This window comes from Falsiphaeobacter marinintestinus (genome assembly GCF_007923355.1).
Lineage (GTDB): Bacteria > Pseudomonadota > Alphaproteobacteria > Rhodobacterales > Rhodobacteraceae > Phaeobacter_A > Phaeobacter_A marinintestinus.
The window spans coordinates 35,207-61,974 of sequence record NZ_VOGO01000011.1 but is presented as its reverse complement, the minus strand read 5'-3'; the positions used below and the strand labels follow the sequence as shown (position 1 = coordinate 61,974).

Genomic DNA, 26,768 nt, shown 5'->3' with positions numbered 1-26,768 from the left:
AGCGCATGTATATACGTTTTGGCAAGGCGCCCCTTAGGTCATGCAGCGCGCTGTTCGGCCAAAACGACAGCATCAAACGCGTTCAGAACCGGATAGATCGACCGCCCATGCTCGGGCAGGCTTTGCCGGGCGACGTTCGCCAGCAAGCTGGAGCGCAGCAGGTCTTTCTTGCGGCGCATTCGGCCCAGATACAACGTCTCGGCTGCGGTGCCTGCCGCGATCACCGCTTCGTGGCCGGGCAGGATCAGTTGGTCATAGGTGACAGTCGGCCCGCACGACACAGGCTGAACCGATGGTTCTCCGACAAGATGGCGTAATTCGACCAAAACGGCTTCCTGACCGAACAGGTATTCGACCTCGGACCCGGTCAGGACCAGCCTTTGTGTCGGGGCCACAATGATGTCGTGTTGAAGCCCGAAGAACGGTGCCCGCAAGCGGATCGGGCGAAAGCAGCCGCGCGCCGGAACCGTGCGTGAGACCCGGTGCAAAACCGGTACAACCTGACCATCCTGCGTGATCACGGTATCTCCACGCTGCAATGATCCGATCAGACGGTACCCGTGCGGCGTTGCAATCGGCGTATCGGGGGTCATGGACGGCATCGGGCCAACCGGTTCGACGTCGCGGGACACGGCGACAAACAGAACTTCCGGAGACAAAAAATCCTGCGAACCACGGTTCAGCAAGGCCTGAATGTCAGCCAGCCGGAAGGGGTTGGGCGCCTTTACGGGTAAAATTGTCAAATGACCCCGGTCCAAGCGTTCGACGGTCAATTGACCGAACCGCGCGGGCGCGTCCCAACTGTAGGTCAACCGCAGGATATCCGTGCGCCCCACCTCGGCCGAGTTGGTGGTGCAATGGTGACAGCCCGCCCCCTGATTCAACAAAAATGTCAGCCCGCCGCCGGGGATTGCCTGAAACGACAGATGAAATGGCCAGCCGCCGCCCCGTTCGACATTCAGCAAGGGCTGAGGTTTCGGGCTTTGCGGCAACCGGGTTTCGATAACCAGAGATCCGCGCACCATAAGCGCGTCGAGATCCAGCTTTTGATCAGTCCCGTCGGTATCAGCATCGGTCAGCCCGGCAGGATTGAAACAAAATCCGTCGTGATCTGATATGCCGATCCAGGCGGTCATCAGGCAGCCACCCCGGTGGTCAGCAATTGCGCTTCGTATCGTTTCAGCGTCAGACGCGCGGCGGGGCTGTAACCTTCACCGGTCAGCGGGTCCAATTCAGGGAATATCTTGCAGATTTCCTCAACTACAGGCTGTTCCAGAACGCTGGTTGTCTGAGGCCCGGGCAGAAAGCTTTCGGTTTCCAATCCATCCGAAAAGATCAGCTGGTGTCGGTCGAACATCAAATGCACATACGTGACTTCGCCACCGGGACAGCGCCGCACGGAATGGTCGTTGACCAGATCCTTGGCCGCGACCAGCACTTCACCTTCGCCAAACAGCAATTCTGCCAGGCTGTCGCGCACCAATATGCGGTGCTGCGGAGACACCATCACCTGCCCGTGCCGACCAAACGTGTTTTCCCGGATCACGATAGGCGCCATGTCGTCAGCGGCCTCGACCGATCGGCTGCCAATCCAGCGGATCGGTTGCGGGCCGTCATCGCGTGTGTCTACAAGATCGCCCGGCATCAGGTCTTCGACCAGCCGCTCACCATGCGGCGTCCGGATCAGAGTGCCTGCCACAAAGCACGGCACCGAACTGACATTGACAAACCCGGTGTCCTCGTTGGTGCCATCGGTTATCGTATAGGTAAAGTTGAAGTCTTCGGTATCCCCATCCCCGTTGATGGTGATCGTGCCATCCGCGTTCAGAACCACAGTCTGTCCGGTGTTCAAGAGAACCGAGGAACCGACAGTAACAGCCTGCCCGTTGATATGGGTGATCGTCAGAGTGCTGGCCGACACATCGTTGGCCATCACGTCCAGTACTTTGGATCCGGACGGGTAGACTGTTGTTGAATCCTCCAGCGCCACGACTTTGGTCTGAACACTGTCGCCTGCGATCAACAGGTTCGAGTCATAGCTGCTGTCAGACACGTCCGCGATGCCGATGCGGATTGTGTTCTGGTCACCGGCGTTGACATTCATCGTCAGCGTCATGGTGACCGTCAGGCCATCCATCTCGGTGTTATAGGCGTCACTGGTATTGTCGAGATAAAGGTTCTGGTTATCGGATGAGTTAATGTTGCCCGGATCGGCATCGCCGTTGCCGATGGCAAGGTCTACGAAAGTGCCGTTCACCCAGACCCCGACAAAATCCTGATAAACCGAGTTCGTGTATTCCGGGTATTCATCCGACGAAAACACGAACTGCATGGTCATGACGTCCGAATCCGGGATGAACGTCACATCCAGATACGAGGCATCATAGGTCCGCGTGCCAGCCGCCGAGTTGAACTGAGAGTTGTTGTTGACACCGCTGGTGTTTGTCGAGGTGCTGTTACTCTGGTTCGACGAACCCGTAGAATTCGTAAAATCGTCGGCGTCTCCGGTCGACAGGATAACGCCAGTATCTCCGGGCGTCGCCCCCGGGGCCAGACTGTCGCCATTTGAATAAATCGCCGAGGAATCGTTGTCGCCATAGTACGTGGCACTGACAACTGTAACGCCATCACCAAAGATCTCTTGCGCCATCTGAGTGGCGTTCGCACCCGTATTGTATGTCAGCTCTGCCGCTGCAACCATGCTCTGCCTCAATTCTCATGCCTGAGACAGATGCAACCGCGTGAACAAGCGTTCACACGGAATATCACGACCACGGGTTTTCCCGCATGTCGGATATGGGTGGCCTGTTTTTTTACGGCCTTATGTCCTGCTCGCCCTGCCTCGGGTCGATTTTTTTATATTGCTAACATGCGCCTGCGTACCCTGTTAAGTTGAATCAAAGTCTAAAGGCTTGGCATTGCCCAGTTTTCGCCGCATGTGTGGCAAAAGAACCTTAGTCGCTGTTATCCCGCCGAAGGAGCCCACTATGTCGTCAACCGATCCTGTTCGTCTGACAGCCGACCTGATCCGCTGTCCATCGGTCACCCCGGAAGAAGGCGGAGCACTGGTCCTGTTGGAACAGGAACTGTCCGCGGCGGGCTTTTCATGCACACGGGCCGACCGGGGGGGCGTGTCCAACCTTTTTGCCCGCTGGGGCGACAAGGGGCATGCCAAAACCTTTGGGTTCAACGGCCATACAGACGTGGTTCCGGTCGGTGACGAAGCGGCCTGGACTGTATTGCCCTTTGGGGCCGAACAAAAAGACGGGTTCCTCTATGGACGCGGCGCGACCGACATGAAATCGGGCGTTGCAGCCTTTGCCGCTGCCGCAATCGATCTGGTCCGGGACACGCCGCCAGATGGGGCCATCATTCTGACCATCACAGGGGATGAGGAAGGCGACGCGCTGGACGGAACGACCGCGTTGTTGGATTACATGGATCAAGCGGGCGAGGCGATGTCAGTCTGTCTGGTTGGTGAACCGACCTGTCCCGACCACATGGGCGAGATGATCAAGATTGGGCGTCGCGGATCGATGACGGCGTGGTTCACAGTGACCGGCGTGCAGGGCCATTCGGCCTATCCGCACCGGGCGCGCAACCCGCTTCCGGCCATGGCGCGCCTGATGGATCGGCTTGCATCGTACGAATTGGACAGCGGAACAGACCACTTCGACCCCTCGACGCTGGCCGTTGTCACCATCGACACCGGCAATCCGGCCACAAATGTGATCCCGGCGCAGTGTTCAGGAGCCGCAAACATCCGGTTCAATGACACTCATTCCGGTGCGTCCCTGACGGGCTGGATGCGGCAAGAAGCTGATAAGGTGGCAGAAGACTTCGGTGTGACCATCGACATGAAGGTCAAAATTTCTGGCGAAAGCTTTCTGACACCGCCGGGCGATCTGTCTGCTTTGGTATCGAAATCCGTTGCTGCTGAAACCGGCATCACGCCGGAACTTTCGACAACTGGCGGAACGTCAGACGCGCGGTTCGTCAAGAACCATTGCCCGGTGGTCGAATTCGGATTGGTGGGCCGGACGATGCATCAGGTCGATGAGCGGGTCGAAATCACTCAGATCCACCAACTGAAAGCAATCTATACCCGTATCCTGAAAGACTATTTCGCGGCATGAGCCGCCCAACGCTGATCATCATGGTCAAGCTCCCGCGCCCCGGTCGCGTCAAAACCCGGCTTGGGCGGGACGTCGGGATGATCCCGGCAGCATGGTGGTATCGCCATCAGGTAAAGCGGCTGTTGCGTCGCCTGCGCGATCCGCGCTGGCAGATCGTTTTGGCCGTGTCGCCTGACATCGATGGGCTCACCATCCGCGTCTGGCCCGCTGATTTACCGCGGGTCCCACAAGGTCAGGGTGATCTGGGCCAACGTATGACAGGGTTGCTGAACGCAGCCCCCGGCCCGGCCTGCCTGATCGGGTCGGACATACCCGGAGTCACGCGGACCCATATCGCGCGGGCCTTTTCGGCGCTGGGCGCGCACCAGGCTGTGTTTGGCCCTGCGAGTGATGGCGGATACTGGCTGATCGGATCGAAGGCCGGTATGCACCTGCCGCCGTTGGCAAGCGTGCGCTGGTCTTCCGAACATGCCTTATCCGACAGCCTTGCCGCCCTGAAAGCGTGCCGTGTCGCGCTCACCGACACTCTGTCGGATGTCGATACTGCGGCTGACCTCGCGCCCTGACGCATCTTGCCTATTTTTGCCCATGACGGCACCTGCCGACCGTGCTACGCGAAGAGTATGACGCGTATTCCTTCCAAGCAGGAAATCCTTGACTGGATCTCCGCCAATCCCACCCTCAGTTCCAAACGGGACATCTCCAAAGCCTTTGGCATCAAGGGCGCGGACCGGATCGACCTGAAACGGGTTCTGAAAGAGCTCGAATCCGAAGGTCATCTGGAAAAGCGGAAGAAGACCTATCGCGACCCAGACCGCCTGCCGCCTGTGTCGATCCTTCAGGTCAAAGCGCCGAACGCCGATGGCGACCTGTTCGCGCGTCCGTTGGAATGGCATGGCGACGGCATCGAACCCGTCGTTCTGATGATTTTGCGCGCCAGCGACCCGGCGTTGGGCGAAGGTGACCGCATTCTGGCGCGGCTGAGTGTGGTGCAGGAAGAAGACCACAACTATGAAGCGCGTCTGATCCGCAAGATCGGCACCAACCCCAAACGCATTCTTGGCGTGTTCCGCAAAGGGGCCGAAGGTGGGCGTATCGTGCCCATCGACAAGGCGGGCAGTTCCGAATGGATGGTGTCGGCAGATGCCAGCCACGGCGCAAAAGACGGAGAGTTGGTCGAGGCTGAACAAGCCGGGCCAAAGTCCCGCATGGGCCTTGCCCGCGCGCGCATTGTCGAACGGCTGGGCGACCCCAGTGCGCCCAAAGCCGTTTCCCTGATTGCCATTCACCAGCACGGCATCCCCGACAGCTTTCCTGACGCCGTGATTGCCGAAGCCGACGGATGCAAGCCTGTTGGCCTGTCTGGCCGCGACGACCTGCGGGACATGCCGCTGATCACCATCGACCCAAGCGATGCGCGCGATCATGATGACGCCTGTTATGCCCATGCCGATGATGATCCCAAGAACCCGGGCGGCCATATCGTCTGGGTCGCCATCGCCGATGTCGCGACCTATGTCCGCCCTGGCACCGCGTTGGACCGCGAGGCGCGCAATCGTGGCAACTCATCCTATTTTCCCGACCGGGTTGTGCCAATGCTGCCGGACCGTCTGTCTGGCGATCTGTGTTCGCTGCACGAAGGCGTGCCGCGCGCCTGTATCGCCGTTCGGATGCAGCTGGACGCGGAAGGCCAGAAGCTAAACCACCGGTTCGTTCGCGGCCTGATGCGTTCGGCTGCGTCGCTGCATTATGACGAGGTTCAGGCCGCCATCGATGGTGAGCCGAACGACCGGACTGGCCCGCTGCTGGAAACGGTTCTCAAGCCACTTTATGCGGCCTATGAGGCGTTGGTGCGCGCGCGCGATGACCGCCAGCCCTTGGATCTTGATCTGCCCGAGCGCAAGATAATTCTGGACGATGATGGCACCGTGGCCTCGGTCAACTTCCGCGACCGGTTGGATGCCCACCGCCTGATCGAAGAATTCATGGTCCTCGCCAATGTTTCGGCGGCCGAAACGCTGATCAAGAAACGTTCGCCTTTGCTGTTTCGGGTGCACGAAGAGCCGTCGCCTGAAAAACTGGACGCCCTGCGCGAAACCGCCCAAACCGCAGGCTATTCGCTGGCCAAGGGACAGGTCTTGCAGACCCGGCACCTGAACGCGCTACTAAATCAGGCGGCTGGATCAGATGATGCCGAGCTGATCAACATGTCGACGCTGCGGTCGATGACACAGGCCTATTATTCCCCCGAAAATTTCGGCCATTTCGGGTTGGCTCTGGCGAACTACGCGCATTTCACCTCGCCCATCCGGCGCTATGCCGACCTGATCGTGCACCGCGCGCTGATCACCGCGCATGGCTGGGGAAAGGACGGCCTACAACCGGACGAGATCGAGCGGCTGGAACAGACCGGCATCCATATTTCCGAGACCGAGCGCCGGTCGATGATGGCCGAACGCGACACCACTGATCGCTATCTGGCTGCCTATCTGTCCGAACGTAAGGGCACTGAGTTCACCGGCCGGATCAGTGGCATCGCCAAGTTCGGCGCCTTTGTGAAACTGGACGAAACCGGGGCCGACGGGCTGATCCCTGTGCGCACATTGGGGCGCGAGTATTTCAATTTCGACCGCGAGGCCGGAACCCTCATGGGCTCGGAAACCGGGCTGACTATCGGAATCGGACAGCGCGTCACCGTGCGTCTGGTCGAAGCGGCGCCAATGACCGGCGGGCTGGAACTGGAACTGCTTACGATCAACGACGAGGCCCTGCCAAAAGGGCCGCGCCCGTCTGGACGCGGCTCCCCCCGGCGCAAGCCGGCGAAATCGAAACGCAAGGCCGACAAGATCAAGCGCAAGGTCACCCGGCGGCGGTAAGTATCACGCCGCTACCGAGGCTATTTGCACGTCGGTCGGATAGATCGCAGAGCGAACTCTGCCAACATAGGGTGCCAACGTCGGGCGCGCTTGGGCCAGTTTTCGCAAACCCGTCGCAGCGGGCAGCCGCAAGATCATGTCGATCACCGGGGCCACAGCCGCATCTGCCGCCGTTGGGTGCGCGCCAAACAGGAATGACTGGTCAGTCAAAACCGCTGTAACGGTGTCCAGATCCTTTTCCATGCGCATCAGGCGATCCGATTCGTCAAATTGTGCGATTCCGTGGGACATCAGCCCTTGGCGGACCTGTTCTTGTGCCACTTCAGCCACCTGTGCGCGGGCGGGCGCGGGAACAGCCGCAAAGAACGCATCGGACATGATCGGCCAGACCTGAGGGTTCAACCACCGATCATGCACCAGCCCCATGCGCAGGCTTTCTTCAACCACGCGTATAATGGCGTGCGACTGTGAGCGCTGCCAAGCTGTCAAAGCGCCATCAAAGTCAGCCCCCTGCGTTTCAAGGTACGCCTGAATGTTATGACTATCGGGGATAAGGTCATCCCCGACCCGCAACACAGGCACACGACCAAGCGGCATAGCCGACAGGTCCTGAATGATTTCGACGTCCCAGTCGCGTCCGCTCATTTCAAGCAGGCACATGGCCTTGAGGCAGAACGGGCTGTGACTGGCAAAACCGTCAGAACCGGGGAAAGAAAGAAGGGTCAGCATCGGGATTCTCCTTAGATGTGTGATGCTGACGTGATAGACGGCCTTCATGACAGTTTTTGTCATGAACCAAGCGCAGGTTCGTCCCATGACCCGTACCGAACGATTGTTCAAACTGATGCAGGCCCTGCGCCTTGGTGCTCCGCCTCATACCGCCGATGCGTTGGCGCAGGATATGGGTGTATCCGCACGCACCATCCATCGCGACATTGATGCGCTGCGCGGGTTGGGCGCGATCATTGACGGGGCAGCGGGATATGGATTTACGCTGATCGAAGACGCGACTTTGCCACCGCTTGGCTTCACCGACGCCGAGATCGAAGCGCTGGTTCTGGGTCTGCGCGAGGCGGAGCAGATCGGCGACCCAGAACTGTCAGCCGCCGCCACTCAGGCCCTGCGCAAGCTACAGGGCCGCCTTCCTCCCAGCCAGTCGCATCGTTTGAAACATGCCACACTGACGGCTCATCGATTTTATCGTGCCGATCCGCCCGGGATACCCGTTGATCAGCTCAGGCGGGCGACGTGGGACGAGATGGCCGTAACCTTCGCCTATCGTGATGCCAATGGGGCCAACACAACCCGCACTGTCGATCCGCTGGGTATCGTGTTCTTCGACCAGACCACCGTTCTGGTGTCCTGGTGTCATCTGCGGCAAGATTTCCGCCCATTCCGACTGGACCGTATGACAGATCTGGAGGTCACAGGCCCCAGCTTTCGCCCCAACCGCATCCCGCGCTTGCGCGATGCATTGACGGCTTTGAAGGCCCGATCGGCAACCGACCGCGACCATCGGGAATGATCGCTTTGTCGCGGATCACCTTCGCGCTAAACTGTTTCTGAGCAGTAAACAGTTAATCAGGACAAATGTTCATGCGTACCCTTATCCTTGCCACGGCATGCGCCGGGCTTTGGGTCTCGGCCTTGGTGGCGGGACCGGTCGAAACCACGACCAAACCGCCGATCCGGCCAGAAATCCGGCCGGAATTGGTCGTGAAGACCGCAGCCGCCGGCTCTGGCGTTGCCCGACCGATGGCGCGCCCGGCAGACCTGAACAATAGGGTGGAACCGATCTTGGCCAGCGACAATGCCCGTTTTGACCTGTGGGTGCGGGCGTTCTATGATCGCGCACAGGCGCAGGGCATCGACCGAAACACACTGACGCAGGCCTTCAAGGGGGTCAGCTATGACCCGGACGTGGTCCGCCGCGACCGTAATCAATCGGAATTCACCAAGACGATCTGGGATTATCTGGACACCGCCGTATCCGACGCCCGGATCAACAATGGTCAGGCTGCGCTTTCCAAACACCGCAGCACATTGGACAAGATCGAGAAGAAGTATGGCGTCGACAAAGAGGTCGTTGTGGCGATCTGGGGGCTGGAAAGTGCGTATGGCGGGTTTCGTGGATCCAACAGCACGATCCAATCACTTGCCACTTTGGCCTTTGATCCCCGACGGCCCGCGTTCTTCGAAGATCAGTTGATCGCCGCGCTGAAAATCCTGCAAAATGGTGACGTCACAGCCGCAAAAATGAACGGCAGCTGGGCCGGGGCGATGGGCCATACCCAGTTCATGCCGACCTCGTATCAGGAACACGCGGTTGATTTCACCGGCGATGGTAAGCGGGACATCTGGTCAGATGATCCGACAGACGCATTGGCCTCGGCCGCCGCGTATCTCAAGCATTTTGGCTGGACCCATGGGCAGCCATGGGGCGTCGAAGTCACCTTGCCCAAAAGCTTTGACTATCGCCTTGCGTCGCGCGAAATCACCAAACCCCCTTCCGACTGGGCTGCGCTGGGCGTCACTGGCGTGACCGGAAAACCTGTGCCAAACCACGGCAAAGGCGCGATTTTGTTACCGGCGGGCGGGCGCGGTGCGGCCTTTATGGTGTTCGACAATTTTGAGGTGATCGAACATTACAACACGGCTGATGCCTATGTCATCGGGGTCGGGCATTTGGCTGACCGGATCGCGGGTGGCACACCCATTCAGGCCGACTGGCCGCGTGAAGATCGTGCGCTGACCTTCGCCGAACGCAAAGAATTGCAACAGCGTCTGACGGCGAAGGGATTCGATACGCAGAAGATCGACGGCAAGATCGGTCCCCTGACGGTGAATGCGGTTCGAGCGTATCAGGTGGCCGAGGGACTATTACCGGACGGGTACGCATCGCTGCGACTGTTGCAACGGCTTCGGTAATTCGCTTGGGAAAAAGCGGGCCCCCGTGTCAGTCTGGTTGAAACGCCAACTGAAAAGGGGACCGCATGCCATTTGATGACCGGTACGGAAACACGCTGAGCACGTCGTCAGACGCTGCCCGCGACCGCTATGTTGAAGGCGTCGACCATGTGTTGGCGGCCACTTATGGCGGGGTTCAGTCGTTTGAGGCAACGGTTGCTGCCGATCCGGGATTTGCGCTGGGCCATGCAGGTCTGGCACGCGCCCGGATGTATGAAGGCGACATGGCCGGGGCCAAGTCGGCCATCGCGCGCGCGTCCGAGTTGTCAGCAGACACCACATCGCGCGAACGCCAGCACGTTGAAACCCTGTCGCTGTTGCTGTCGGGTCAGGCGGGCGCGGCGCGGGATCTGGTTCTTTCCCATGTTCAGGACTTTCCGCGCGATGCGTTCTGCGCTCAGATCTGCACCAATGTCTTTGGTCTGATCGGATTTTCCGGCCATGTTGCACGCGAGGCCGAGTTGCTGGCCTATACCACACGCTTGCTGCCGCATTACGGCGAAGACTGGTGGATGCTCAGCATGCATGCCCTGTCGCTGTGCGAGGTCGGAGAGGTTGCCGCATCGTTGGAGTTGATGGACCGGGCGTTGGCCCTGAACCCGGAGAATGCCAACGGTTCTCACTTCAAAGCCCATGCCCAGTACGAGGCGGGGGAAACCGACGCCGGTCTGGGGTTTCTGGAAACCTGGATGGAAGGGTACGATTCCCGGGGCGTTTTGCATGGTCACCTTAGCTGGCACATGGCGCTCTGGGCACTGGAGTTGGGTCAAATCGACCGGATGTGGGCGCTGATTGACGCCGGGATCGCCCCGGGCGGCTCGCAGGGTCTGCCGATCAACATCGTGACCGATACAGCCGCGATCTATCACCGGGCCGAGCTTGCAGGCGTCAGCGTGTCGTCTGAACGCTGGCAGGCAATCAGCGATTTCGCGGCCAAATTCTTCCCGGCGTCCGGTCAAAGCTTTGCCGATATGCACAGCGCATTGTGCCACGCCATGGCAGGAGAATCCGAACGGCTGGAGAAACTGATGGAAGGCACCAAGGGGTATGCTGCCGATCTGGTGGGGCCGGTGGCGCATGCGTGGAAGGCAATCGCGGCTCAGCAATGGGCCGAGGCGTTGCGCCGACTTACCCCGGTTATGGCAGATCATGTCCGTTTTGGTGGCAGCCGCGCGCAACGCGATCTGCTGGAACTGACTTATGTGAACCTGCTGCTGCGGTTGGGCCTGCGCGACGAAGCCCGCCGGGCGATGCAAGGGCGGCGTCCGATCTTTGCGGACCATGCACCTGTCGTTGGTTACGACTGATATGAACAAAGCGCCAGAGGGTCTCTCTGGCGCTTTGTCTTTTCAACATTTGGAAGTGTCACCCGGGCGACAAACCCCGCAGTCGTTCAGAGCGGCGGCGCAGAAGCTCGACAACCGTCAACAATCCAATTGAGATCACGACAAGGATCGTCGCAACCGCGAGGATTGTGGGCGATATCTGCTCACGCAGGCCAGTGAACATCTGCCAGGGCAGCGTCTTTTGACCGGCAGAGCCGACGAACAGCACCACGACCACTTCGTCGAACGAGGTGATAAAGGCGAACAGACCGCCGGAAATCACGCCCGGCAGGATCAGCGGCATCTGAACCCGGAAGAAGGTCGTCACCGGGTTCGCACCCATGTTGGCAGCCGCGCGGGTCAGCGATGTGTCAAAGCCAACCAGCGTCGCCGTGACAGTGATGATCACAAAGGGAATACCCAAAACGGCGTGGGCCAGGATCACCTTGATGTAGCCGACAAAGTTTTTGTCCAGTCCAAGCGTGCCTTCCATCCAGTTGCCGATGCTGGAATAAAAGAAGAACATGCCGGTCGCGGAAATGATCAGCGGAACGATCATCGGCGAAATCAGGATGGCCATGATGGTGCGACGGGCCGGAACGTGGCTTTGGCTCAGGCCGATGGCGGCCAGTGTGCCAAGGCTGACCGAAATGATCGTCGCGATCGGTGCGATGATCAGCGAGTTCTTGAACGACCGCTGCCATTCATTGTTGGTAAAGAAGTCGCGGTAATGCTTCAGCGAATACCCTTCCGGATCAAAACGCAGCATTTCCGGCGTAAAGGTAAAGAAATCCTGAGCGTTGAAGCTAAGCGGCAGGACCACAAGAATCGGCGTAATTAGAAACACAAAGACCGCGCCGCAGATCACACGGAACGTATAGTGCCACAGCACCTGACCCGGGGTCAGATAGGGTGCCAGCCATGCGCGGTACCGGCCTGATCCAAGCCAGAAGATAAACCACCCAAAGAACCAGCCGAACAACAGCCCGACAACGGCGCCCGGAATGGCTCCTACCAGATACCCGGCAACACCGAAGGCGGCCATGATGATCCGGCGGGCCGGTCGTTCGTGATTAAAATAGCTCAGCACAATCCACGCGAGCGCGCCCAATATTGCCGCTCCGGCCAGAATGCCGATGATCGATGACCCTTGCGCGGTTCCGACCAGAAGGCCAGCAACAGCGCCAGCGCCTGCCACGATGGGGGCGACGAAACTGGGGTCTTTTTTCTGGGCAAGTTCGATGCTCATGACGTTACCCCAGCTTCACGTTGTCGATGCCGACGATCCTGTCGTAGCACCAGTAAAGGAGCAGAACGACAGCCAGCAGAATGGTCCCAAGCGCGGCGGCCAGTCCCCAGTTCAGCGACGACGAGATGTGATAAGCGATCCGGTTCGAGATGAAGACACCCTTGGTGCCGCCAACGATTTCCGGCGTGATATAGTACCCGATGGACAGGATGAAGACCAGGATCGACCCCGCGCCGATGCCCGGCACCGATTGCGGGAAGTATACCCGCCAGAACGCTGTCCAGTTGGTGGCACCCAGTGATTTTGCAGCGCGCAGATACGTTGGCGGAATGGTCTGCATCACCGAATACATCGGCAGAATCATGAACGGCAGCAGGATGTGGGTCATCGCCACAATGGTACCGAACTGATTGTTGATCATGATCAGACGGGCACTGTCACTGACCAGCCCCAGCCAGACCAGAACGTCATTGATGACACCCTGTTGCTGCAGCATCACCTTCCATGCGCTGGTGCGCACCAGCAGCGACGTCCAGAACGGCAGCAGAACCAAGATCATCAGCATGTTGGCCGACCGCATCGGCAGGTTGGCCAAGATCCACGCGACGGGATAGCCCAGCACGATACAAGAGCAGGTGATGATCATCGACATGATCAGCGTTCGGGTGAACAGTTTGATCAGGATCCGTTTGTCTTCCGGCTGGGCCGCAGGGCCATCCGGTGTCTTCTGCATATCGATGGCGTTCAGGAAATAGCCGCCAGTCACCCTGCTTGAATGGGCTTGAATGGTGCGCCAGGTTTCGATGTCGCCCCAGCCATCATGCACTTCGATCAGCTTTTCCTTGAACGGAGCGTCTTCGACCGGATCCCATTTCTTGATCTTGCGCCCGGATTTGCGGAACAACGACGAAATGCCGGTTTTTTCATAGTTCAGGCGCGTGCCCAGTCGCGTATGCTGCTTGGCATTCACGGCGACGATCATGTCACGGGCGAAGGCGTCATAGACCTCTTCCGAGGGCAGCTCACCCGAGTTTCCGTCCCACGAGGCCAGCGCCACGACAGTCAGCGGCAAGGTATCTGCGACGATATCGTTTTCGACCGACCGCCACAGCATCTGCCCGATCGGCACAACAAATGTGATCAGGACAAACAGCAGCAACGGAGCAATCAGCGCCAGTGCGCGCATCTTTTGCATGCGCAGCGCGCGGGCAAGGCTACGCTTTAGCGGGGTGCCGTCAGCAGCAAGAACAGGGCCAGTATCGGTGGTGTCGGTCATTCCATGCCTTCCACGATGACAGCGTCGCTTTCGGAATTGTCCAAGCGGATTTTCAGGTTTTCCTGATATTCCGGGTCATTGTAAGCCGCCTTGGCGGTTTCATAGTCAGGAAATTCGATGATCACATGACGGGCTTTCATTGGCCCTTCCGGGGCAATTGCCTCACCTCCGCGCACCAGATACACGCCGCCGTAACGCGAAAAGATCCGGTTATTGGCGGCTGCGTACACTGCATATGCTTCGGGGTTTGTCACAGTGACATGCGCAATGATGTAACCTTTGGGCATCGTCGATCCTGACTTTCATTTTTGGGTGCGGGACCGGGTTTTCCCGGTCCGCGCAATGTCATGTCCGGGCGGGGTCAAACCCCGGCCCGAAATCGATTACTTGGCGAGCCAAGCCTGGAACTTCGCGTCGATGTCGTCGCGATAGTCAGCCCAGAACTCGTAGTTGTAGAGGAACGTGTTCTTGGCGTTTTCCGGGTCTGTCGGCATGTGCGGCGCCATTTCGATGCCCATGTCGGCGTGCTTGCCAACCAGCGGAGCGGACGATGCACGCGCAGGACCGTACGAGATGTACTTGGCCTGATCTGCCAGACGCTGAGTGTCAGTGGCGAACATGATATAGTCCAGCGCACGAGCCTGACGCTCGGGGCTCAGGCCAGCCGGGATGATCCAGCCGTCAAGGTCAAACACCTGTGCGTCCCACAGCATGGCGACGGGCTGTTTCTGCTCTTCGATCACGCTGAACAGACGACCGTTATAGGTCGACCCCATGATGACTTCGCCATCGGCCAAAAGCTGCGGCGTATCGGCACCCGCCGACCACCAGACAACGCTGTCCTTAATGGTGTCGAGCTTGGCCAGAGCCTTGTCCTGACCTTCCGGAGTGGCCAGAACGTCATAAACGTCGGCTTTGGCAACGCCGTCACACAGCAGAGCCCATTCCATGTTGTTGATCGGGCGCTTTTCCAGCGCGCGCTTGCCCGGATACGCTTCCAGGTCGAATACGGCGCAGATGTCGGTCGGTGCAGTGTCGCCAACCAGATCGGTGCGATAGCCGAATGTGGTCGAATACACGATCTGCGGGATGAAGCATTCGGACACCAGCAGGTCACCGAAGTCATCAGCAGCCGATGTGCCATCAGGTGCGGCAGCCAGCATGGTCGCCGGGTCGATTTCCATCGCCAGACCTTCGTCACACAGACGGATCGCGTCAGCAGCAACAACGTCAACGACGTCCCAGGTGATGTTACCCGCTTCGTTCATCGCGCGCAGCTTTGCGACGGCCTCAGCCGAGCTGTCATCGTTGATGATGTTGGTGCCGGTCTTTTCCGAATAGGGCTCGTGATAGGCACGCAGCTGCGACTTGGAATAGGCGCCGCCCCAGCTGACGATTGTCAGTTCGTCGGCCATGTCTGCCGCAAAAACCGACGGTGCGCACAGGGCCGTGGTGACGGCCAATGCGGACAGTGATTTGAAGTTCATGTTGGTACTCTCCTTGTGGTATTTACGTTGTTGTTTCTCCGATCTGTCGCCGGAGTTGCATACGCTTTGGATCAGGCGTCCAGAGCGCGGCAATCGTCGGGCAACCAGCCAATTTCGATCTGTTGGCCGGGTACCAGTCGTTCTACGTCAGGTGCGTTCCGGGTTTTGATGATGAACTCATCATTGCCCGCTACCCGCAGCCGCGTCCGGAAAATGTCACCCATATAGATGAACTCCAGCACTTCGGCTTTCAGAGTATGCGCGCCTTCCTGAAGGCGGCTTTTGTTATATTCGACACGCTCCGGACGGATTGAAACGCGGGTACGTTCGCCCGGCTTGCTGACATTGACCGGCTTGCAGTCAATCAGCTCACCATCGTCCAGCTCAACAAGAGCACGACCGCCGCTAATCTCTTTGATCACACCTTCCAGCGTGTTGTTTTCGCCAATGAACTGCGCAACGAAGCTGTTTTCAGGCGCTTCATACAGCTGATCCGGCGGTGCCAGCTGCTGAATGCGGCCATCGTCAAACACGGCGACGCGGTCCGACATGGTCAGCGCCTCGGTCTGGTCATGGGTCACATAGACCACGGTGATGCCCAGATTGTCGGCGATGCGCTTGATTTCAAACTGCATGTGTTCGCGCAGCTGTTTGTCGAGCGCGCCCAGTGGTTCGTCCATCAAAACGAGTTCGGCTTCGAACACCAGCGCACGGGCCAAAGCGATCCGCTGCTGCTGACCGCCAGACAGTTGCGCCGGACGGCGTCCGCCAAAGTCGCCCATCTGCACCATGTCCAACGCGCGCTTGACCTTGGCCTCGCGTTCGGACTTGCCCATCTTGCGGACTTCCAGCGGAAAGGACAGGTTTTCAGCCACCGTCATATGCGGGAACAGGGCATAGTTCTGGAACACCATACCAATGCCGCGTTTGTGCGGGGGGATGTTGTTGATCGAAATGCCACCAAGCCGGATGTCGCCATGGGTTGCCGTTTCAAACCCGGCCAGCATCATCAGTGTGGTGGTCTTTCCGGACCCTGACGGCCCAAGCATCGTGAGAAACTCACCTCTGGGCATGGATAGGTTCAGATCTTTGACGACCAGTATTTCGCCATCATAGCTTTTTTGAACACGCTCGAATTCAACGAACGCATCGGTGCTTGATGTATCAGCCAAAATTGGCTCCCCGTATTCTAGCGCGGTCTGGTGCCGCATTTTTCTAGAGTCCGACTAAACCGTGCATGACGTCAGGTTGCAACCGCTTTGCGACTTTTCCGGGCATAATGCGTTACTCGCATAATTTGAGGGCATATCTGGTGGCGACTGGCTGGAAAGGCACCGAACCCTGTCTGGAAACGATTCGGAAAATTTGGCTGAAACCTTAGTCCACAGGCCAAAAAAGACTTTGTAAGACAACGGTGCCTGTGCGCAGATGAGAACCGAACCATGACGGTGAGGGCCCGATGACCGCGATTGATCTTCCGTTTTCGCTTGATGAATACCAAGGCCGTCTGGCCCGCACTCGTGCCGAAATGGCGGTGCGTGGGCTGGATGCATTGTTTGTCACAGACCCATCGAATCAGGCCTGGCTGACCGGTTATGATGGCTGGTCGTTCTACGTCCATCAGGGGGTCATCGTGCTTCCGGACGCCGATCCGATCTGGTGGGGCCGCAATCAGGATACCAACGGTGCGGTGCGCACGGTGTGGATGGGCAACGACCGGGTCCGGGGTTATGCGGATAATTTCGTACAATCGACCGAACGCCACCCGATGCAGGATCTTGGCCGCCATCTGGCCGATCTGGGGCTGCAAACCGCTCGCATCGGGGTCGAAGCAGACAACTACTATTTCTCTGCAAAGGCGATGCAGTCGTTGCAAGAGACTTTGCCAAATGCCGTCTTTCCGGACGCCACCGCTTTGGTCAATTGGCAGCGTGGGATAAAATCCGATGCCGAGATCGCGTTTATGCGCAAGGCGGCAGCGATCTCGGAAAAGGTCGTCGATGGACTTCTGGAACGGGTCGAACCCGGTGTGCCAAAAAACGAGGTCGTGGCCGAAATCTATCGAGATGCAATCCGCGGGGTCGACGGGGCGTGGGGGGATTATCCGGCCATCGTGCCGCTGCTGCCGTCAGGCAGCGACGCCGCCGCACCGCACTTGACCTGGGATGGCCGCCCCTTTGCAACTGGCGAGGCCACGTTCTTCGAAATCTCGGGCTGCTATCGCCGCTATCACGCGCCGTTGTGCCGGACCTTGTTTTTGGGCGATCCGCCAGATTTCCTTAAACGCGCCGAAGCTGCGCTGGCCGAAGGTCTGGAAGCAGGCCTTGATGTTGCCCGCGCAGGCAATCGCGCCTGTGACATCGCCAATGCTTTGGCGGCCCCGCTTGAACGCGCCGGGATCGAACGCGGCGCGCGCTGCGGCTATCCGATCGGGCTCAGCTATCCGCCCGATTGGGGGGAACGCACAGTGTCTTTGCGCGCCGAGGATGAAACCGTGCTGGAACCCGGCATGACCTTTCACTTCATGCCCGGCCTCTGGATGCAGGACTGGGGGCTTGAGATCACCGAAAGCATCCTGATCCGCGATGAAGGTCCGGCTGAAACCTTCTGCAACCGACCCCGGAAAATGTTCGTAAAGTCATGACCGCGCATCTGGACGGTACTGTCGCCCTGCTGAGGCGGTTGGTCGCCTACCCGACGGTGTCGTCTGACAGCAATCTCGACATGATTGCCGATCTTGCCGGTGTTCTGGAAACCGCCGGGGCGCAGGTTGATGTGTTTCAGGATCGCACAGCGGCCAAGGCAAACCTTTTCGCCACGATTGGCCCCGACGCACCCGGTGGCATCCTGCTATCGGGTCATACCGATGTCGTGCCGGTTACCGATCAGGACTGGGCCAGCGACCCTTTCGCGCTTCATGAAAACGATGGCCAGCTTTTCGGGCGCGGCACCTGTGACATGAAGGGGTTTATCGCCGCCGCGACCGTGATGGCCGATGACTGGGCAAAACTGCCGCTGCGTCGACCGATCCACTTTGCATTTACCTATGATGAAGAGGTCGGATGCCTTGGTGCCCGCGCCCTTGTGCCCGAACTGGAAAAGCGCGGGATCAAGCCTGCCATGGCACTGATCGGCGAACCCACTGGAATGCGCCTGATCGAAGGGCACAAGGGCTGCTGCGAATATACGGTCCGCTTCAACGGGCTGGAAGGCCACGGATCCGCCCCCGAACGCGGAGTGAACGCAGCCGAATATGCCGTCCGCTATGTCTCGCGGCTGATCGAGCTGCGCGGCGATCTGATGTTGCGCGCATCCCGCGAAAGCCGTTTCGATCCCCCCTGGTCCACGATCAACATAGGCCGCATCGCCGGCGGCGTGGCGCATAACGTCATTGCGGGAAAGGCCGAGGTCGACTGGGAAATGCGTCCAGTGCAGGACAGTGATCACGCGCACGTCAAAGACCGGATCGATGCCTATGTACGCGACGATTTGCTGCCAATGATGCAGGCCATCTGCCCAGATGCTGCGATCGACACCGAGATTATTGGCGAAGTCGCCGGGCTGGAGCCGATGGACACCAACGCCGCACGCGATCTGATTGCCGGGCTGATCGGCGCAAACGGGGCTGATGTTGTTCCGTTCGGAACCGAGGCCGGGTTGTTTCAACAGATGGGCATGTCGGTCGTGGTCTGCGGGCCGGGGTTTATCGAGCAGGCCCATAAGCCCGACGAATTCGTCAGCGTCGATCAACTGCAGTCTTGTCTGGATATGTTGGAACGGCTGGGCCGAACGGTCGTCGCCTAAGCCCTTGTCACGTCAAGGGTGCGTCTGACACACGAAAAACGGCGCGAAGATCCCGCTTCGCGCCGTTTCTTTCAGGTGATATCGTGCGTTAGAGACGCACCAGTTTCTCATATCCCGCGGCAATATCGCGGGTTAGAGAGCCGACTTCGAAGTTATAGTCGCCGATCTGGCCCACCGGGGTCACTTCTGCGGCGGTTCCGGTCAGCCAGCACTGTTCAAAGCCTTCCAGCTCTTCCGGCATGATGTGGCGCTCGTGCACCTTGATCTGGCGATCCTTCAGCATACCGATCACGGTCTGACGCGTGATCCCGTTCAGGAAGCAATCGGGATCGGGCGTGTGCACCTCACCATCCTTGACGAAAAAGATATTCGCCCCGGTCGCTTCGGCCACATAGCCGCGATAGTCGAACATCATGGCGTCCGAACACCCTTTGGCCTCGGCCGCGTGCTTGGACATGGTGCAGATCATGTAAAGACCGGCGGCCTTGGCGTGGCTCGGGATGGTTTCCGGGCTGGGGCGTTTCCATTTGGAAATGTCCAGTTTCGCGCCCTTCATCTTGGCGTCGCCATAATAGGCGCCCCACTCCCAGGCGGCGATTGCCATCCGGACCGGATTGCGCGCCGACGCGACACCCATATCTTCACCGGCTCCGCGCCAGGCAACGGCCCGGACATAGGCGTCCGTCAAGCCACTGGCGGCCATGACTTCCGCCTTGGCGGCTTCGATCTCGTCAACGGTCCAGGGGATATCGAAGTCGATCATATTGGCCGATTTCTTAAGACGCTCTGAATGCTGGCGCGATTTGAAGATCTTGCCGTTATAGGCACGCTCGCCTTCAAACACCGAACTGGCATAGTGCATGGCATGGGTCAGAATGTGGACGTTCGCATCCCGCCAGTCGATCAGCTTACCATCCATCCAGATCTGACCATCACGGTCGTCATAACCCGACATTGCGCTCTCTCCTGTGTCACGCTTTTCAAATGTTGCGCTCCATATGTCCGAAACGGTCATAAAGTTGCGCTAAAACTGCGATTCGATACCGCTTTGGTCTTGGAATGTCAACAAGGCTGACTTAAACTGAAAAAAACGCAAAGGGATGAGGGCGTCATGGCAGACGGACGAACCGGGTCCGGGTTCAGCGGCGACAGCCTGCTGTTTCTGACCGATGAACAATTGCGGCAAGGCATCGAAGCGATGTTCTTTGCCTATCGTGGGTTCACCGCCGATCCCGATCGGATCCTGGCCGAGCTGGCTTATGGCCGGGCGCATCACCGCGCGATCCACTTCATAAACCGCGCGCCTGGCACAACGGTCAACAACCTTCTCGCGATCCTTGGCGTCACCAAGCAATCGCTGAACCGCGTTCTACGCACGTTGATCGCCGATGGTCTGGTCGAAAGCCGGGTCGGGAAGGCCGATAAACGGGAGCGGCATTTGTTCCTGACAGAAGCGGGGCGCGAGCTTGAATCGAAATTGTCCGATGCCCAGCGCGCACGGATGCGCGCGGCCTATAAAGAAGCAGGCCCCGAGGCGGTCACAGGGTTTCGTCAGGTGCTGGAAGCGATGATGGACGTCGACATGCGCCGTGCTCACTCAAAACTCCGGGATGGAACATCATGAGCGCGCTGGATGCACATCTGCTGATCGTGGATGACGACGAACGGATCCGGGACTTGCTGAAGAAGTTTCTTGTCCGTAACGGATTTCTGGTGACATCCGCCCGCGACGCCGCCCATGCCCGGCGCGTGCTGTCTGGCCTTGATTTCGATCTGATCGTCATGGACGTGATGATGCCCGGCGAAGATGGAGTCAGCCTGACCCGCGCCCTGCGTGAAACCATGCAGACACCAATCCTGTTGCTGACCGCGCGTGGCGAAACCGAACACCGTATCGCCGGACTCGAGGCCGGTGCCGACGATTATCTGGCCAAGCCGTTTGAACCCAAAGAGCTTCTGCTCAGGATCAACGCAATCCTGCGACGGATGCCCGAAACGCCGGTCGAAGAGACCGTGCCCAAGATCCTGCAACTTGGCCCAATCCGTTATGACATCGAACGGGGTGAACTGTGGCAGGGCGAAGACCTTGTTCGCCTGACCGCCACGGAAAGCCAGTTGATGAAAATCTTCTCGGCCTGCCCCGGCGAACCCGTCAGTCGCAACAAGCTGGTCGAAGACCTTGGCCGCGACCGGGGTCAGGCGCAGGAACGCGCTGTGGACGTTCAAATCACCCGGTTGCGTCGCAAGATCGAACCCGACCCCAAACAACCCCGCTATCTGCAAACGGTGCGTGGGGCGGGATACATGTTGGCGCCAGATTAACGTCGCTTAGCGCACGGCTATGAACTACCTTGATGCGACATTGAAGGGGTGCCGTCGTGCAGACCCCGGATGTCTGACCAATCAATGTATGAACAAGTTTTTCGAAATCTGGTTCTGGATAGGCGGTCGCGTGCATTTTCGGCGATGACCTTTTTGGTGCACATGTCTAGATTTAGTAAAATTCAATACAACTCAACCCTTGATTGCAAAACAAGACTGTGCTCTCTCGACGAACAAAAGCGTGGAGAACAAACATGGTTACAGTCGTTGTCACAGAAAAAAAGCTGGCTGGGTCTGGTCAAGCAGACAATTTAACCGGCATCGTCAACATTCTGCACAATGAAGAAGGTGGGCAAATCCATGTCTATGCACTGGGCGGCGATGATGTAATTAATTTGGACTTTTCAAACAGCGGCAGCACAGAGGTTCAAAACCCGATCAGCAAATTCACTCATGGTCACCATGTGAGAGCTGAGGCATCCAAAGGAACCAATCTGGGCAATGATGAAATCCACTTTAACAACATCAATAATGTTGTTTCAGGTGGCGTTGTTGTCGGTCGGCTGGAAGATTTCGATTCCACGAGAGACGACATCAACATTGAAGGGGATTTTCTTGATTTTGAAGACCTGCCAAGCAATGTGAGGATTGTCAAATATGTAGGTGAGCACAACGATTCCAATCCACAAACTCAGCAATGGCTGTTAATCGAAACCTCAACTGGTGGGTATATCTTTTACGCCCTTGAAGGCGCCCGTGTTGACATGACTGGGAACGGTGGATCCAACAGCGATAATCAGGAGTACCATTTCCTGCAGAGCGCCCCGAACTTCGCTAGTCTGCAGGATGTGGCGTGGGTGGACCCGCAAAACACAGTTCCGGATGGGGTCGACAATGCGATCTTTGATTTTGTCGTGGATGATGACGACAACGCTGGCGAAGTCTTTCATCTGATTGAAGGCGATGGGGGCAGAGACGCAATCGCTGCCGGACTGAACGACGACACCGTGGATGCGCATGGTGGAGATGATATGATCTGGGGCGGAACCGGGCATGACACACTGTATGGCGGCAGTGGACATGATGAGATCTGGGGCGGTCGCGGAGCTGACGAACTCTATGGCGAAGCCGGTGCAGACATTCTGCATGGTGGGCAGGGGGATGATATTATTGAGGGCGCTGGCGGTTTTGACAATCTCTGGGGCGAGGACGGAAATGACCAACTTGACGGGGGCGGCGGAAACGATTTTCTGAGCGGCGGGGCCGGCCAGGACATCCTGTTGGGTGGAGGGGCCAATGACACGCTGAACGGCGGAAGTAACCACGATACACTGGAAGGCGGAACCGGTGATGACATCCTGAACGGCGGTTCGGGCGATGACAGGCTTGAGGGCGAGGCTGGCGACGACGAACTGAATGGCGGGGCTGGTGAGGATACTCTTCTCGGCGGTAAAGACGATGATGTGTTAAAAGGCAATCAAGAAGACGACAAACTTTATGGCGGCAGTGGCAATGATACCCTGTATGGTGGCGGTGGAAGCGACCAGTTGATCGGCGGTGGCGGCAATGACGATCTGTTCGGCGGAAACGCATCAGACACTTTTGTCTTCGCGGGCAGCAATGGCGTCGATACCGTCAAGGATTTTCAGGATGACACCGATATTTTGCTATTTTCCGAAGACCTTGTTGGAAGCAGTGACCCCAAAACCGCCGAGCACTATTTAACGTATGCGTCTGTCGTAGGGGGCGATATTGTGTTCGACTTCGGAAATGGAGACCTGATCGTCATCGAGGGATACACGGATAAATCGTTGCTCGCAGATGATATAGCGTTCTTCTAATCGGCGGTCTTTGGGATGCAGTGACACGAATAGTTGAGTATTGAGGCCAGATTGACCAAAATTGCTTGGCGATTCACCTTACGTTGTTTGCAGTTTTGTCAAATCCGAGATGATACGTTCGGAAATAAAGTCGATTAATAGCCTTGTTTTCGGATCCTGTCGGCGACGGTGCATATAAAGGCAGGCCATCTGAATTGGCACCGGTGGCTCAGACTCGGCCACCGGCACCAATGCGCCCGAGGTCAGGTGATCGGCAACGTCAAAAACCGGCTTCAGAATAATTCCCAGTCCGTCCAGCGCCCAATTGGTTAACACATCGCCATCATCGGATTCAAACGGCCCACGGACCGAGAATTTCTGGACCCCATCGGCAGTCTGCAACGGCCACTGAAATTCGGGCGCGCCGGGATATCGCAGGTTCAGGCAATCATGCTTGTCGCGCACCAGTGCTTCGCCGCTGTCGGGATGGCCACGCCGCGCGATATAGTCGGGCGCAGCACATAAGACACGCGGGCAATCCGCGATCTTGCGAATGCGCAGAGTGGAATCCTCGGGCACGCCAAGAAAGAACGACGCATCCAGCCCTTCGGCCGCCAAGTCCAACTTTCGGTCTGACAGGCGCAGGCGAATATCGATCAGCGGATACTGGTCTTTGAACTTCGGAATCGCCGGTGCGATCAACCTCCGTCCAATCCCCAGCGGGGCCGCGATGTACAAAGACCCGCGCGGGGTTTGCGTGACGTCCGATATTTCGGCCTCGGCCTCGTCCACCGCTTCAAGGATCTTGCACGCACCGCGATAAAAGATGTTGCCCTGTTCGGTCGCCTTCAGTGTCCGCGTCGTTCGCTGAAACAAACGCACCGTCAGGTGTTCTTCCAACTGCGAGATCCGGGCCGAGGCCACGGCTGCCGAAATCCTCTGATCACGCGCAGCAGCAGACATGCTGCCCAATTCATAGACACGAACAAAGGTCCGGATGTTGTCGAGATACGCCATGCACGCTCATTCTTCGTTTTTGTTTGAAGCTTCTTGGCTTTTTTCTCTAATACAAGACAATGCCTCTCTCCGCTAGGAGTCTGGAAACCCGCGGGAAAAGGAAGCTGACATGCTTGATGTGGTCATCATCTGGGACTGGCTGGCCTTTGCCGTGCGCTGGCTGCATGTGATCACGGCGATCGCGTGGATCGGATCATCCTTCTATTTCATTGCTCTTGATCTGGGCCTGCGCAAGGTGCCCCATCTGCCCGTCGGTGCGCATGGCGAAGAATGGCAGGTGCACGGCGGCGGCTTTTATCACATCCAGAAATATCTGGTGGCCCCCGAAAACATGCCCGAGCACCTGACGTGGTTCAAATGGGAAAGCTATTCGACCTGGTTGTCAGGTGCGGCGCTGCTGATGATCGTCTATTGGGCGGGTGGTGAGTTGTACTTGATCGACCAGCACAAGGCCGACCTGACCTTGTGGCAGGGTATCGCCATTTCCGCAGCCTCTCTGACCATCGGTTGGCTGGTCTATGACCGGCTGTGCAAATCCGGGCTGGCAGAACGTCCGACGCTGTTGATGGTGCTGCTGTTCGTGCTGCTGGTGATCATGGGCTGGGGGTACAACCAAATCTTTACCGGGCGCGCCATGATGCTGCATCTGGGTGCCTTTACGGCGACGATCATGACTGCGAATGTGTTCTTCATCATCATCCCGAACCAGAAGATCGTCGTGGCCGATCTGCAGGCCGGGCGCACGCCGGATGCGAAATACGGCAAGATCGCCAAGCTGCGCTCCCTTCATAACAACTATCTGACCCTGCCGGTCATCTTCCTGATGCTGTCCAACCACTATCCGCTAGCCTTCGCGACCCAGTACAATTGGATCATTGCGGCGCTGGTGTTCCTGATGGGCGTCACGATCCGGCATTATTTCAACACGATGCACGCGCGTGGCGGAAATCCGATCTGGACCTGGCCCGCCACCGTTTTGCTGTTTCTGGCGATCATCTGGCTGTCGATCATCGGTGGGCCCGAGCAGGCCGATTATGACGCCGAAGAGGCCCGCGCCCCCACAGCGTTCGAAGCGCAGTTTGCGCAGGCCGACGGGTTTGAGGACGTGACCGATATCGTTCTGGGCCGCTGTTCCATGTGCCATGCCCGCGAACCGGGATGGGATGGCATCGCCCACGCGCCCAAGAACATCCTGCTGGAAACCCCGAATGAAATCGCCCGCGCAGCGCAGCAGATCTATCTGCAATCCGGGGTCAGCAAGGCGATGCCGCCCGCCAACCTGTCGTGGATGGAGCCAGAAGAACGCGCCTTGATCCGCGATTGGTACAAACGGGCCACCGATACAGCCAGCTAAGTCTCGGGCCCGCGGCGCAAAACAGCTAGATCAGCCATTTGACAAGAAACGGTACTGTCAGGCTTGTCAGCAGGGCATTCAGGGCCATCGCAATACCGGCATAGGCCCCGGCGACCGGATTAACCTGAAATGCGCGTGCCGTTCCGATCCCATGCGCCGCCACACCGACGGCAAACCCCCGGGCCCGCCAGTCCTGGATGTTCAGCACATTCATCAGGGGCGTTACGATGATTGCTCCGATGATCCCGGTCAGAATGACCAGAACAGCCGTCAGAGTCGGCAGGCCGCCAATGGCCTCGGATACCCCAAGCGCCACGGGTGCTGTCGTCGATTTCGGGGCAAGCGACAGGATAACCTCGGTCGGCAGGTCAAACGCGCGGGCCATCAGAATGGCCGAGCCCGCCGCCACGACCGACCCTACCAGCAATGCCAAAAGGATCGGGGCAACCGAGTTGCGAATGGTCTCACGATTGTCCCACAGGGGCAAAGCCAACGCGACCGTTGCGGGACCCAGCAGGAAATGGATGAACTGTGCACCCTCGAAATAAGTGGCATAGGTCGTCTGCGTGAACCAAAGAACCGGCGCAATCAAAAGAACCGACATCAGCACTGTGTTTGCCCAGGGCGGGTTGCTCAACCGCCGTGCCAGCGCATCTGCTGCAAGATACGCCAGCAGGGTTGCCGTCAGCCATAAGAGAGGCGTGGTGGACAGATAGCTCCACAGATTTTCGACGCCGGTCATGTTATACGGTTCCTGGTCAGGCGCCCCACACCGATGAAGGTGAAAACAGCGGCCAGCATGGCCAATAGCGTCGAAACGACAAGGATGAACAACAGTACGAGCCAATCCTCGGACAGTACATCCAGATTTCCAATCACACCCACACCCGCCGGAACAAACATAAGCGACAGATTTGCAAGGATGACCCCGACAGTCGGTCGAAGCTTGTCGGCAAGGGCAGGCCAAACCCACAGCAAAAGAATGAGCAGCGAAAAGGCCAGAACCGGCCCGGGTACCGGCAAGCCCAGCGCACGCACTGCGACTTCTCCGATCAGTTGGCAGGACAGAAGAAGACCGAGTGTTGGAAGCATCGCCGGTATACCTTTCAGGTCATGACGTCCTGCATTCTGACGC

General features: G+C 58.4%; 24 protein-coding genes. 12 read left to right on the top strand and 12 right to left on the bottom strand.

What is annotated here, in order from left to right; all coding sequences use genetic code 11:
• Window positions 1–38: 38 nt before the first annotated feature.
• Together FOY56_RS19385 and FOY56_RS19380 are read right to left on the bottom strand one after the other, a co-directional pair.
• Complete coding sequence (locus FOY56_RS19385; RefSeq protein ID WP_246139539.1) at window positions 39–1,136, bottom strand: Hint domain-containing protein; 1,098 nt, start codon at window positions 1,134–1,136, stop codon at window positions 39–41.
• A complete protein-coding gene (locus FOY56_RS19380) occupies window positions 1,136–2,701 on the bottom strand; it encodes a Hint domain-containing protein (protein ID WP_146347805.1) in 1,566 nt (521 codons plus the stop codon). The genes FOY56_RS19385 and FOY56_RS19380 overlap by 1 nt, the downstream gene beginning before the upstream one ends.
• Window positions 2,702–2,987: 286 nt before the next feature.
• On the opposite strand from FOY56_RS19380, the gene dapE reads away from it, so the two are divergent.
• Genes dapE through rnr form a run of 3 tightly spaced genes read left to right on the top strand, consistent with a single transcriptional unit; the run spans window position 2,988 to window position 7,012 of the window.
• The gene (dapE, locus tag FOY56_RS19375; protein ID WP_146347804.1) at window positions 2,988–4,136 is read left to right on the top strand and encodes a succinyl-diaminopimelate desuccinylase; all 1,149 of its coding nucleotides are present in this window, start codon (window positions 2,988–2,990) and stop codon (window positions 4,134–4,136) included.
• Window positions 4,133–4,702: a TIGR04282 family arsenosugar biosynthesis glycosyltransferase gene (locus FOY56_RS19370; RefSeq protein WP_146347803.1), complete on the top strand. Its 570-nt coding sequence runs from the start codon at window positions 4,133–4,135 to the stop codon at window positions 4,700–4,702. Before dapE ends, FOY56_RS19370 begins: the two co-directional genes overlap by 4 nt.
• A gap of 57 nt (window positions 4,703–4,759) precedes the next feature.
• Window positions 4,760–7,012, top strand: coding sequence for a ribonuclease R (gene rnr, locus FOY56_RS19365; protein ID WP_146347802.1), 2,253 nt, complete (start codon window positions 4,760–4,762; stop codon window positions 7,010–7,012).
• A 3-nt stretch (window positions 7,013–7,015) separates the two neighbouring features.
• Here rnr and FOY56_RS19360 read toward each other — a convergent pair whose 3' ends face one another.
• The gene (locus tag FOY56_RS19360) at window positions 7,016–7,741 is read right to left on the bottom strand and encodes a glutathione S-transferase family protein (protein WP_186766399.1); all 726 of its coding nucleotides are present in this window, start codon (window positions 7,739–7,741) and stop codon (window positions 7,016–7,018) included.
• Window positions 7,742–7,826: 85 nt separating this feature from the next.
• On the opposite strand from FOY56_RS19360, the gene FOY56_RS19355 reads away from it, so the two are divergent.
• The 3 genes from FOY56_RS19355 to FOY56_RS19345 all read left to right on the top strand — a co-directional run bounded on the left by FOY56_RS19355 (window position 7,827) and on the right by FOY56_RS19345 (window position 11,286).
• Window positions 7,827–8,537, top strand: coding sequence for a helix-turn-helix transcriptional regulator (locus FOY56_RS19355; protein ID WP_146347800.1), 711 nt, complete (start codon window positions 7,827–7,829; stop codon window positions 8,535–8,537).
• Window positions 8,538–8,608: 71 nt separating this feature from the next.
• Window positions 8,609–9,940 carry a lytic murein transglycosylase gene (locus FOY56_RS19350; RefSeq protein ID WP_186766398.1) on the top strand — a complete coding sequence of 444 codons (1,332 nt, stop codon included), beginning with the start codon at window positions 8,609–8,611 and terminating at the stop codon, window positions 9,938–9,940.
• A 65-nt stretch (window positions 9,941–10,005) separates the two neighbouring features.
• Window positions 10,006–11,286 carry a tetratricopeptide repeat protein gene (locus tag FOY56_RS19345; protein ID WP_146347798.1) on the top strand — a complete coding sequence of 427 codons (1,281 nt, stop codon included), beginning with the start codon at window positions 10,006–10,008 and terminating at the stop codon, window positions 11,284–11,286.
• Between the two features lie 58 nt (window positions 11,287–11,344).
• On the opposite strand, the gene FOY56_RS19340 is transcribed toward FOY56_RS19345, so the two are convergent.
• From FOY56_RS19340 to FOY56_RS19320, 5 genes are all read right to left on the bottom strand, one after another.
• Window positions 11,345–12,553 (bottom strand): ABC transporter permease, encoded by a 1,209-nt coding sequence (locus FOY56_RS19340; RefSeq protein WP_146347797.1) that lies wholly within the window; start codon window positions 12,551–12,553, stop codon window positions 11,345–11,347.
• A gap of 4 nt (window positions 12,554–12,557) precedes the next feature.
• Window positions 12,558–13,829, bottom strand: coding sequence for an ABC transporter permease (locus FOY56_RS19335; RefSeq protein WP_146347796.1), 1,272 nt, complete (start codon window positions 13,827–13,829; stop codon window positions 12,558–12,560).
• Window positions 13,826–14,116 carry a DUF1330 domain-containing protein gene (locus FOY56_RS19330; RefSeq protein ID WP_146347795.1) on the bottom strand — a complete coding sequence of 97 codons (291 nt, stop codon included), beginning with the start codon at window positions 14,114–14,116 and terminating at the stop codon, window positions 13,826–13,828. Before FOY56_RS19330 ends, FOY56_RS19335 begins: the two co-directional genes overlap by 4 nt.
• A gap of 96 nt (window positions 14,117–14,212) precedes the next feature.
• On the bottom strand, window positions 14,213–15,316 hold the full coding sequence (locus FOY56_RS19325; protein WP_146347794.1) for an extracellular solute-binding protein: 1,104 nt from the start codon (window positions 15,314–15,316) through the stop codon (window positions 14,213–14,215).
• A gap of 71 nt (window positions 15,317–15,387) precedes the next feature.
• Entirely contained in the window at window positions 15,388–16,488 is a 1,101-nt protein-coding gene (locus tag FOY56_RS19320; protein ID WP_146347793.1) for an ABC transporter ATP-binding protein, read from the bottom strand.
• A 287-nt stretch (window positions 16,489–16,775) separates the two neighbouring features.
• On the opposite strand from FOY56_RS19320, the gene FOY56_RS19315 reads away from it, so the two are divergent.
• Together FOY56_RS19315 and argE are read left to right on the top strand one after the other, a co-directional pair.
• Complete coding sequence (locus FOY56_RS19315) at window positions 16,776–17,960, top strand: M24 family metallopeptidase (RefSeq protein WP_146347792.1); 1,185 nt, start codon at window positions 16,776–16,778, stop codon at window positions 17,958–17,960.
• Window positions 17,957–19,120: an acetylornithine deacetylase gene (gene argE / locus FOY56_RS19310; protein ID WP_146347791.1), complete on the top strand. Its 1,164-nt coding sequence runs from the start codon at window positions 17,957–17,959 to the stop codon at window positions 19,118–19,120. The genes FOY56_RS19315 and argE overlap by 4 nt, the downstream gene beginning before the upstream one ends.
• Before the next feature lie 88 nt (window positions 19,121–19,208).
• Here the strand turns inward: argE and FOY56_RS19305 are convergent, their stop codons facing one another.
• Window positions 19,209–20,075 (bottom strand): branched-chain amino acid aminotransferase, encoded by an 867-nt coding sequence (locus tag FOY56_RS19305; protein WP_146347790.1) that lies wholly within the window; start codon window positions 20,073–20,075, stop codon window positions 19,209–19,211.
• Between the two features lie 156 nt (window positions 20,076–20,231).
• On the opposite strand from FOY56_RS19305, the gene FOY56_RS19300 reads away from it, so the two are divergent.
• The 3 genes from FOY56_RS19300 to FOY56_RS23675 all read left to right on the top strand — a co-directional run bounded on the left by FOY56_RS19300 (window position 20,232) and on the right by FOY56_RS23675 (window position 23,283).
• Complete coding sequence (locus tag FOY56_RS19300) at window positions 20,232–20,744, top strand: MarR family winged helix-turn-helix transcriptional regulator (protein ID WP_146347789.1); 513 nt, start codon at window positions 20,232–20,234, stop codon at window positions 20,742–20,744.
• The gene (locus FOY56_RS19295; protein ID WP_146347788.1) at window positions 20,741–21,442 is read left to right on the top strand and encodes a response regulator; all 702 of its coding nucleotides are present in this window, start codon (window positions 20,741–20,743) and stop codon (window positions 21,440–21,442) included. The genes FOY56_RS19300 and FOY56_RS19295 overlap by 4 nt, the downstream gene beginning before the upstream one ends.
• Window positions 21,443–21,645: 203 nt before the next feature.
• The gene (locus tag FOY56_RS23675; RefSeq protein WP_186766397.1) at window positions 21,646–23,283 is read left to right on the top strand and encodes a calcium-binding protein; all 1,638 of its coding nucleotides are present in this window, start codon (window positions 21,646–21,648) and stop codon (window positions 23,281–23,283) included.
• A gap of 78 nt (window positions 23,284–23,361) precedes the next feature.
• On the opposite strand, the gene FOY56_RS19285 is transcribed toward FOY56_RS23675, so the two are convergent.
• Complete coding sequence (locus tag FOY56_RS19285) at window positions 23,362–24,279, bottom strand: LysR family transcriptional regulator (protein ID WP_146347787.1); 918 nt, start codon at window positions 24,277–24,279, stop codon at window positions 23,362–23,364.
• Between the two features lie 109 nt (window positions 24,280–24,388).
• On the opposite strand from FOY56_RS19285, the gene FOY56_RS19280 reads away from it, so the two are divergent.
• Window positions 24,389–25,633, top strand: a complete 1,245-nt coding sequence (locus FOY56_RS19280; RefSeq protein ID WP_146347786.1) for a urate hydroxylase PuuD — start codon at window positions 24,389–24,391, stop codon at window positions 25,631–25,633.
• Window positions 25,634–25,658: 25 nt separating this feature from the next.
• Here the strand turns inward: FOY56_RS19280 and FOY56_RS19275 are convergent, their stop codons facing one another.
• Both FOY56_RS19275 and FOY56_RS19270 read right to left on the bottom strand, forming a co-directional pair.
• On the bottom strand, window positions 25,659–26,375 hold the full coding sequence (locus tag FOY56_RS19275) for an LrgB family protein (protein ID WP_146347785.1): 717 nt from the start codon (window positions 26,373–26,375) through the stop codon (window positions 25,659–25,661).
• The gene (locus FOY56_RS19270) at window positions 26,372–26,725 is read right to left on the bottom strand and encodes a CidA/LrgA family protein (protein ID WP_146347784.1); all 354 of its coding nucleotides are present in this window, start codon (window positions 26,723–26,725) and stop codon (window positions 26,372–26,374) included. Before FOY56_RS19270 ends, FOY56_RS19275 begins: the two co-directional genes overlap by 4 nt.
• Window positions 26,726–26,768 lie beyond the last annotated feature (43 nt).

Coding starts and splice junctions, on each gene's coding strand:
- FOY56_RS19385 (WP_246139539.1), bottom strand. CDS start 1,136: ATGACCGCCTGGATCGGCATATCAGATCACGACGGATTTTGTTTCAAT.
- FOY56_RS19380 (WP_146347805.1), bottom strand. CDS start 2,701: ATGGTTGCAGCGGCAGAGCTGACATACAATACGGGTGCGAACGCCACT.
- dapE (WP_146347804.1), top strand. CDS start 2,988: ATGTCGTCAACCGATCCTGTTCGTCTGACAGCCGACCTGATCCGCTGT.
- FOY56_RS19370 (WP_146347803.1), top strand. CDS start 4,133: ATGAGCCGCCCAACGCTGATCATCATGGTCAAGCTCCCGCGCCCCGGT.
- rnr (WP_146347802.1), top strand. CDS start 4,760: ATGACGCGTATTCCTTCCAAGCAGGAAATCCTTGACTGGATCTCCGCC.
- FOY56_RS19360 (WP_186766399.1), bottom strand. CDS start 7,741: ATGCTGACCCTTCTTTCTTTCCCCGGTTCTGACGGTTTTGCCAGTCAC.
- FOY56_RS19355 (WP_146347800.1), top strand. CDS start 7,827: ATGACCCGTACCGAACGATTGTTCAAACTGATGCAGGCCCTGCGCCTT.
- FOY56_RS19350 (WP_186766398.1), top strand. CDS start 8,609: ATGCGTACCCTTATCCTTGCCACGGCATGCGCCGGGCTTTGGGTCTCG.
- FOY56_RS19345 (WP_146347798.1), top strand. CDS start 10,006: ATGCCATTTGATGACCGGTACGGAAACACGCTGAGCACGTCGTCAGAC.
- FOY56_RS19340 (WP_146347797.1), bottom strand. CDS start 12,553: ATGAGCATCGAACTTGCCCAGAAAAAAGACCCCAGTTTCGTCGCCCCC.
- FOY56_RS19335 (WP_146347796.1), bottom strand. CDS start 13,829: ATGACCGACACCACCGATACTGGCCCTGTTCTTGCTGCTGACGGCACC.
- FOY56_RS19330 (WP_146347795.1), bottom strand. CDS start 14,116: ATGCCCAAAGGTTACATCATTGCGCATGTCACTGTGACAAACCCCGAA.
- FOY56_RS19325 (WP_146347794.1), bottom strand. CDS start 15,316: ATGAACTTCAAATCACTGTCCGCATTGGCCGTCACCACGGCCCTGTGC.
- FOY56_RS19315 (WP_146347792.1), top strand. CDS start 16,776: ATGACCGCGATTGATCTTCCGTTTTCGCTTGATGAATACCAAGGCCGT.
- argE (WP_146347791.1), top strand. CDS start 17,957: ATGACCGCGCATCTGGACGGTACTGTCGCCCTGCTGAGGCGGTTGGTC.
- FOY56_RS19305 (WP_146347790.1), bottom strand. CDS start 20,075: ATGTCGGGTTATGACGACCGTGATGGTCAGATCTGGATGGATGGTAAG.
- FOY56_RS19300 (WP_146347789.1), top strand. CDS start 20,232: ATGGCAGACGGACGAACCGGGTCCGGGTTCAGCGGCGACAGCCTGCTG.
- FOY56_RS19295 (WP_146347788.1), top strand. CDS start 20,741: ATGAGCGCGCTGGATGCACATCTGCTGATCGTGGATGACGACGAACGG.
- FOY56_RS19285 (WP_146347787.1), bottom strand. CDS start 24,279: ATGGCGTATCTCGACAACATCCGGACCTTTGTTCGTGTCTATGAATTG.
- FOY56_RS19280 (WP_146347786.1), top strand. CDS start 24,389: ATGCTTGATGTGGTCATCATCTGGGACTGGCTGGCCTTTGCCGTGCGC.
- FOY56_RS19275 (WP_146347785.1), bottom strand. CDS start 26,375: ATGACCGGCGTCGAAAATCTGTGGAGCTATCTGTCCACCACGCCTCTC.
- FOY56_RS19270 (WP_146347784.1), bottom strand. CDS start 26,725: ATGCTTCCAACACTCGGTCTTCTTCTGTCCTGCCAACTGATCGGAGAA.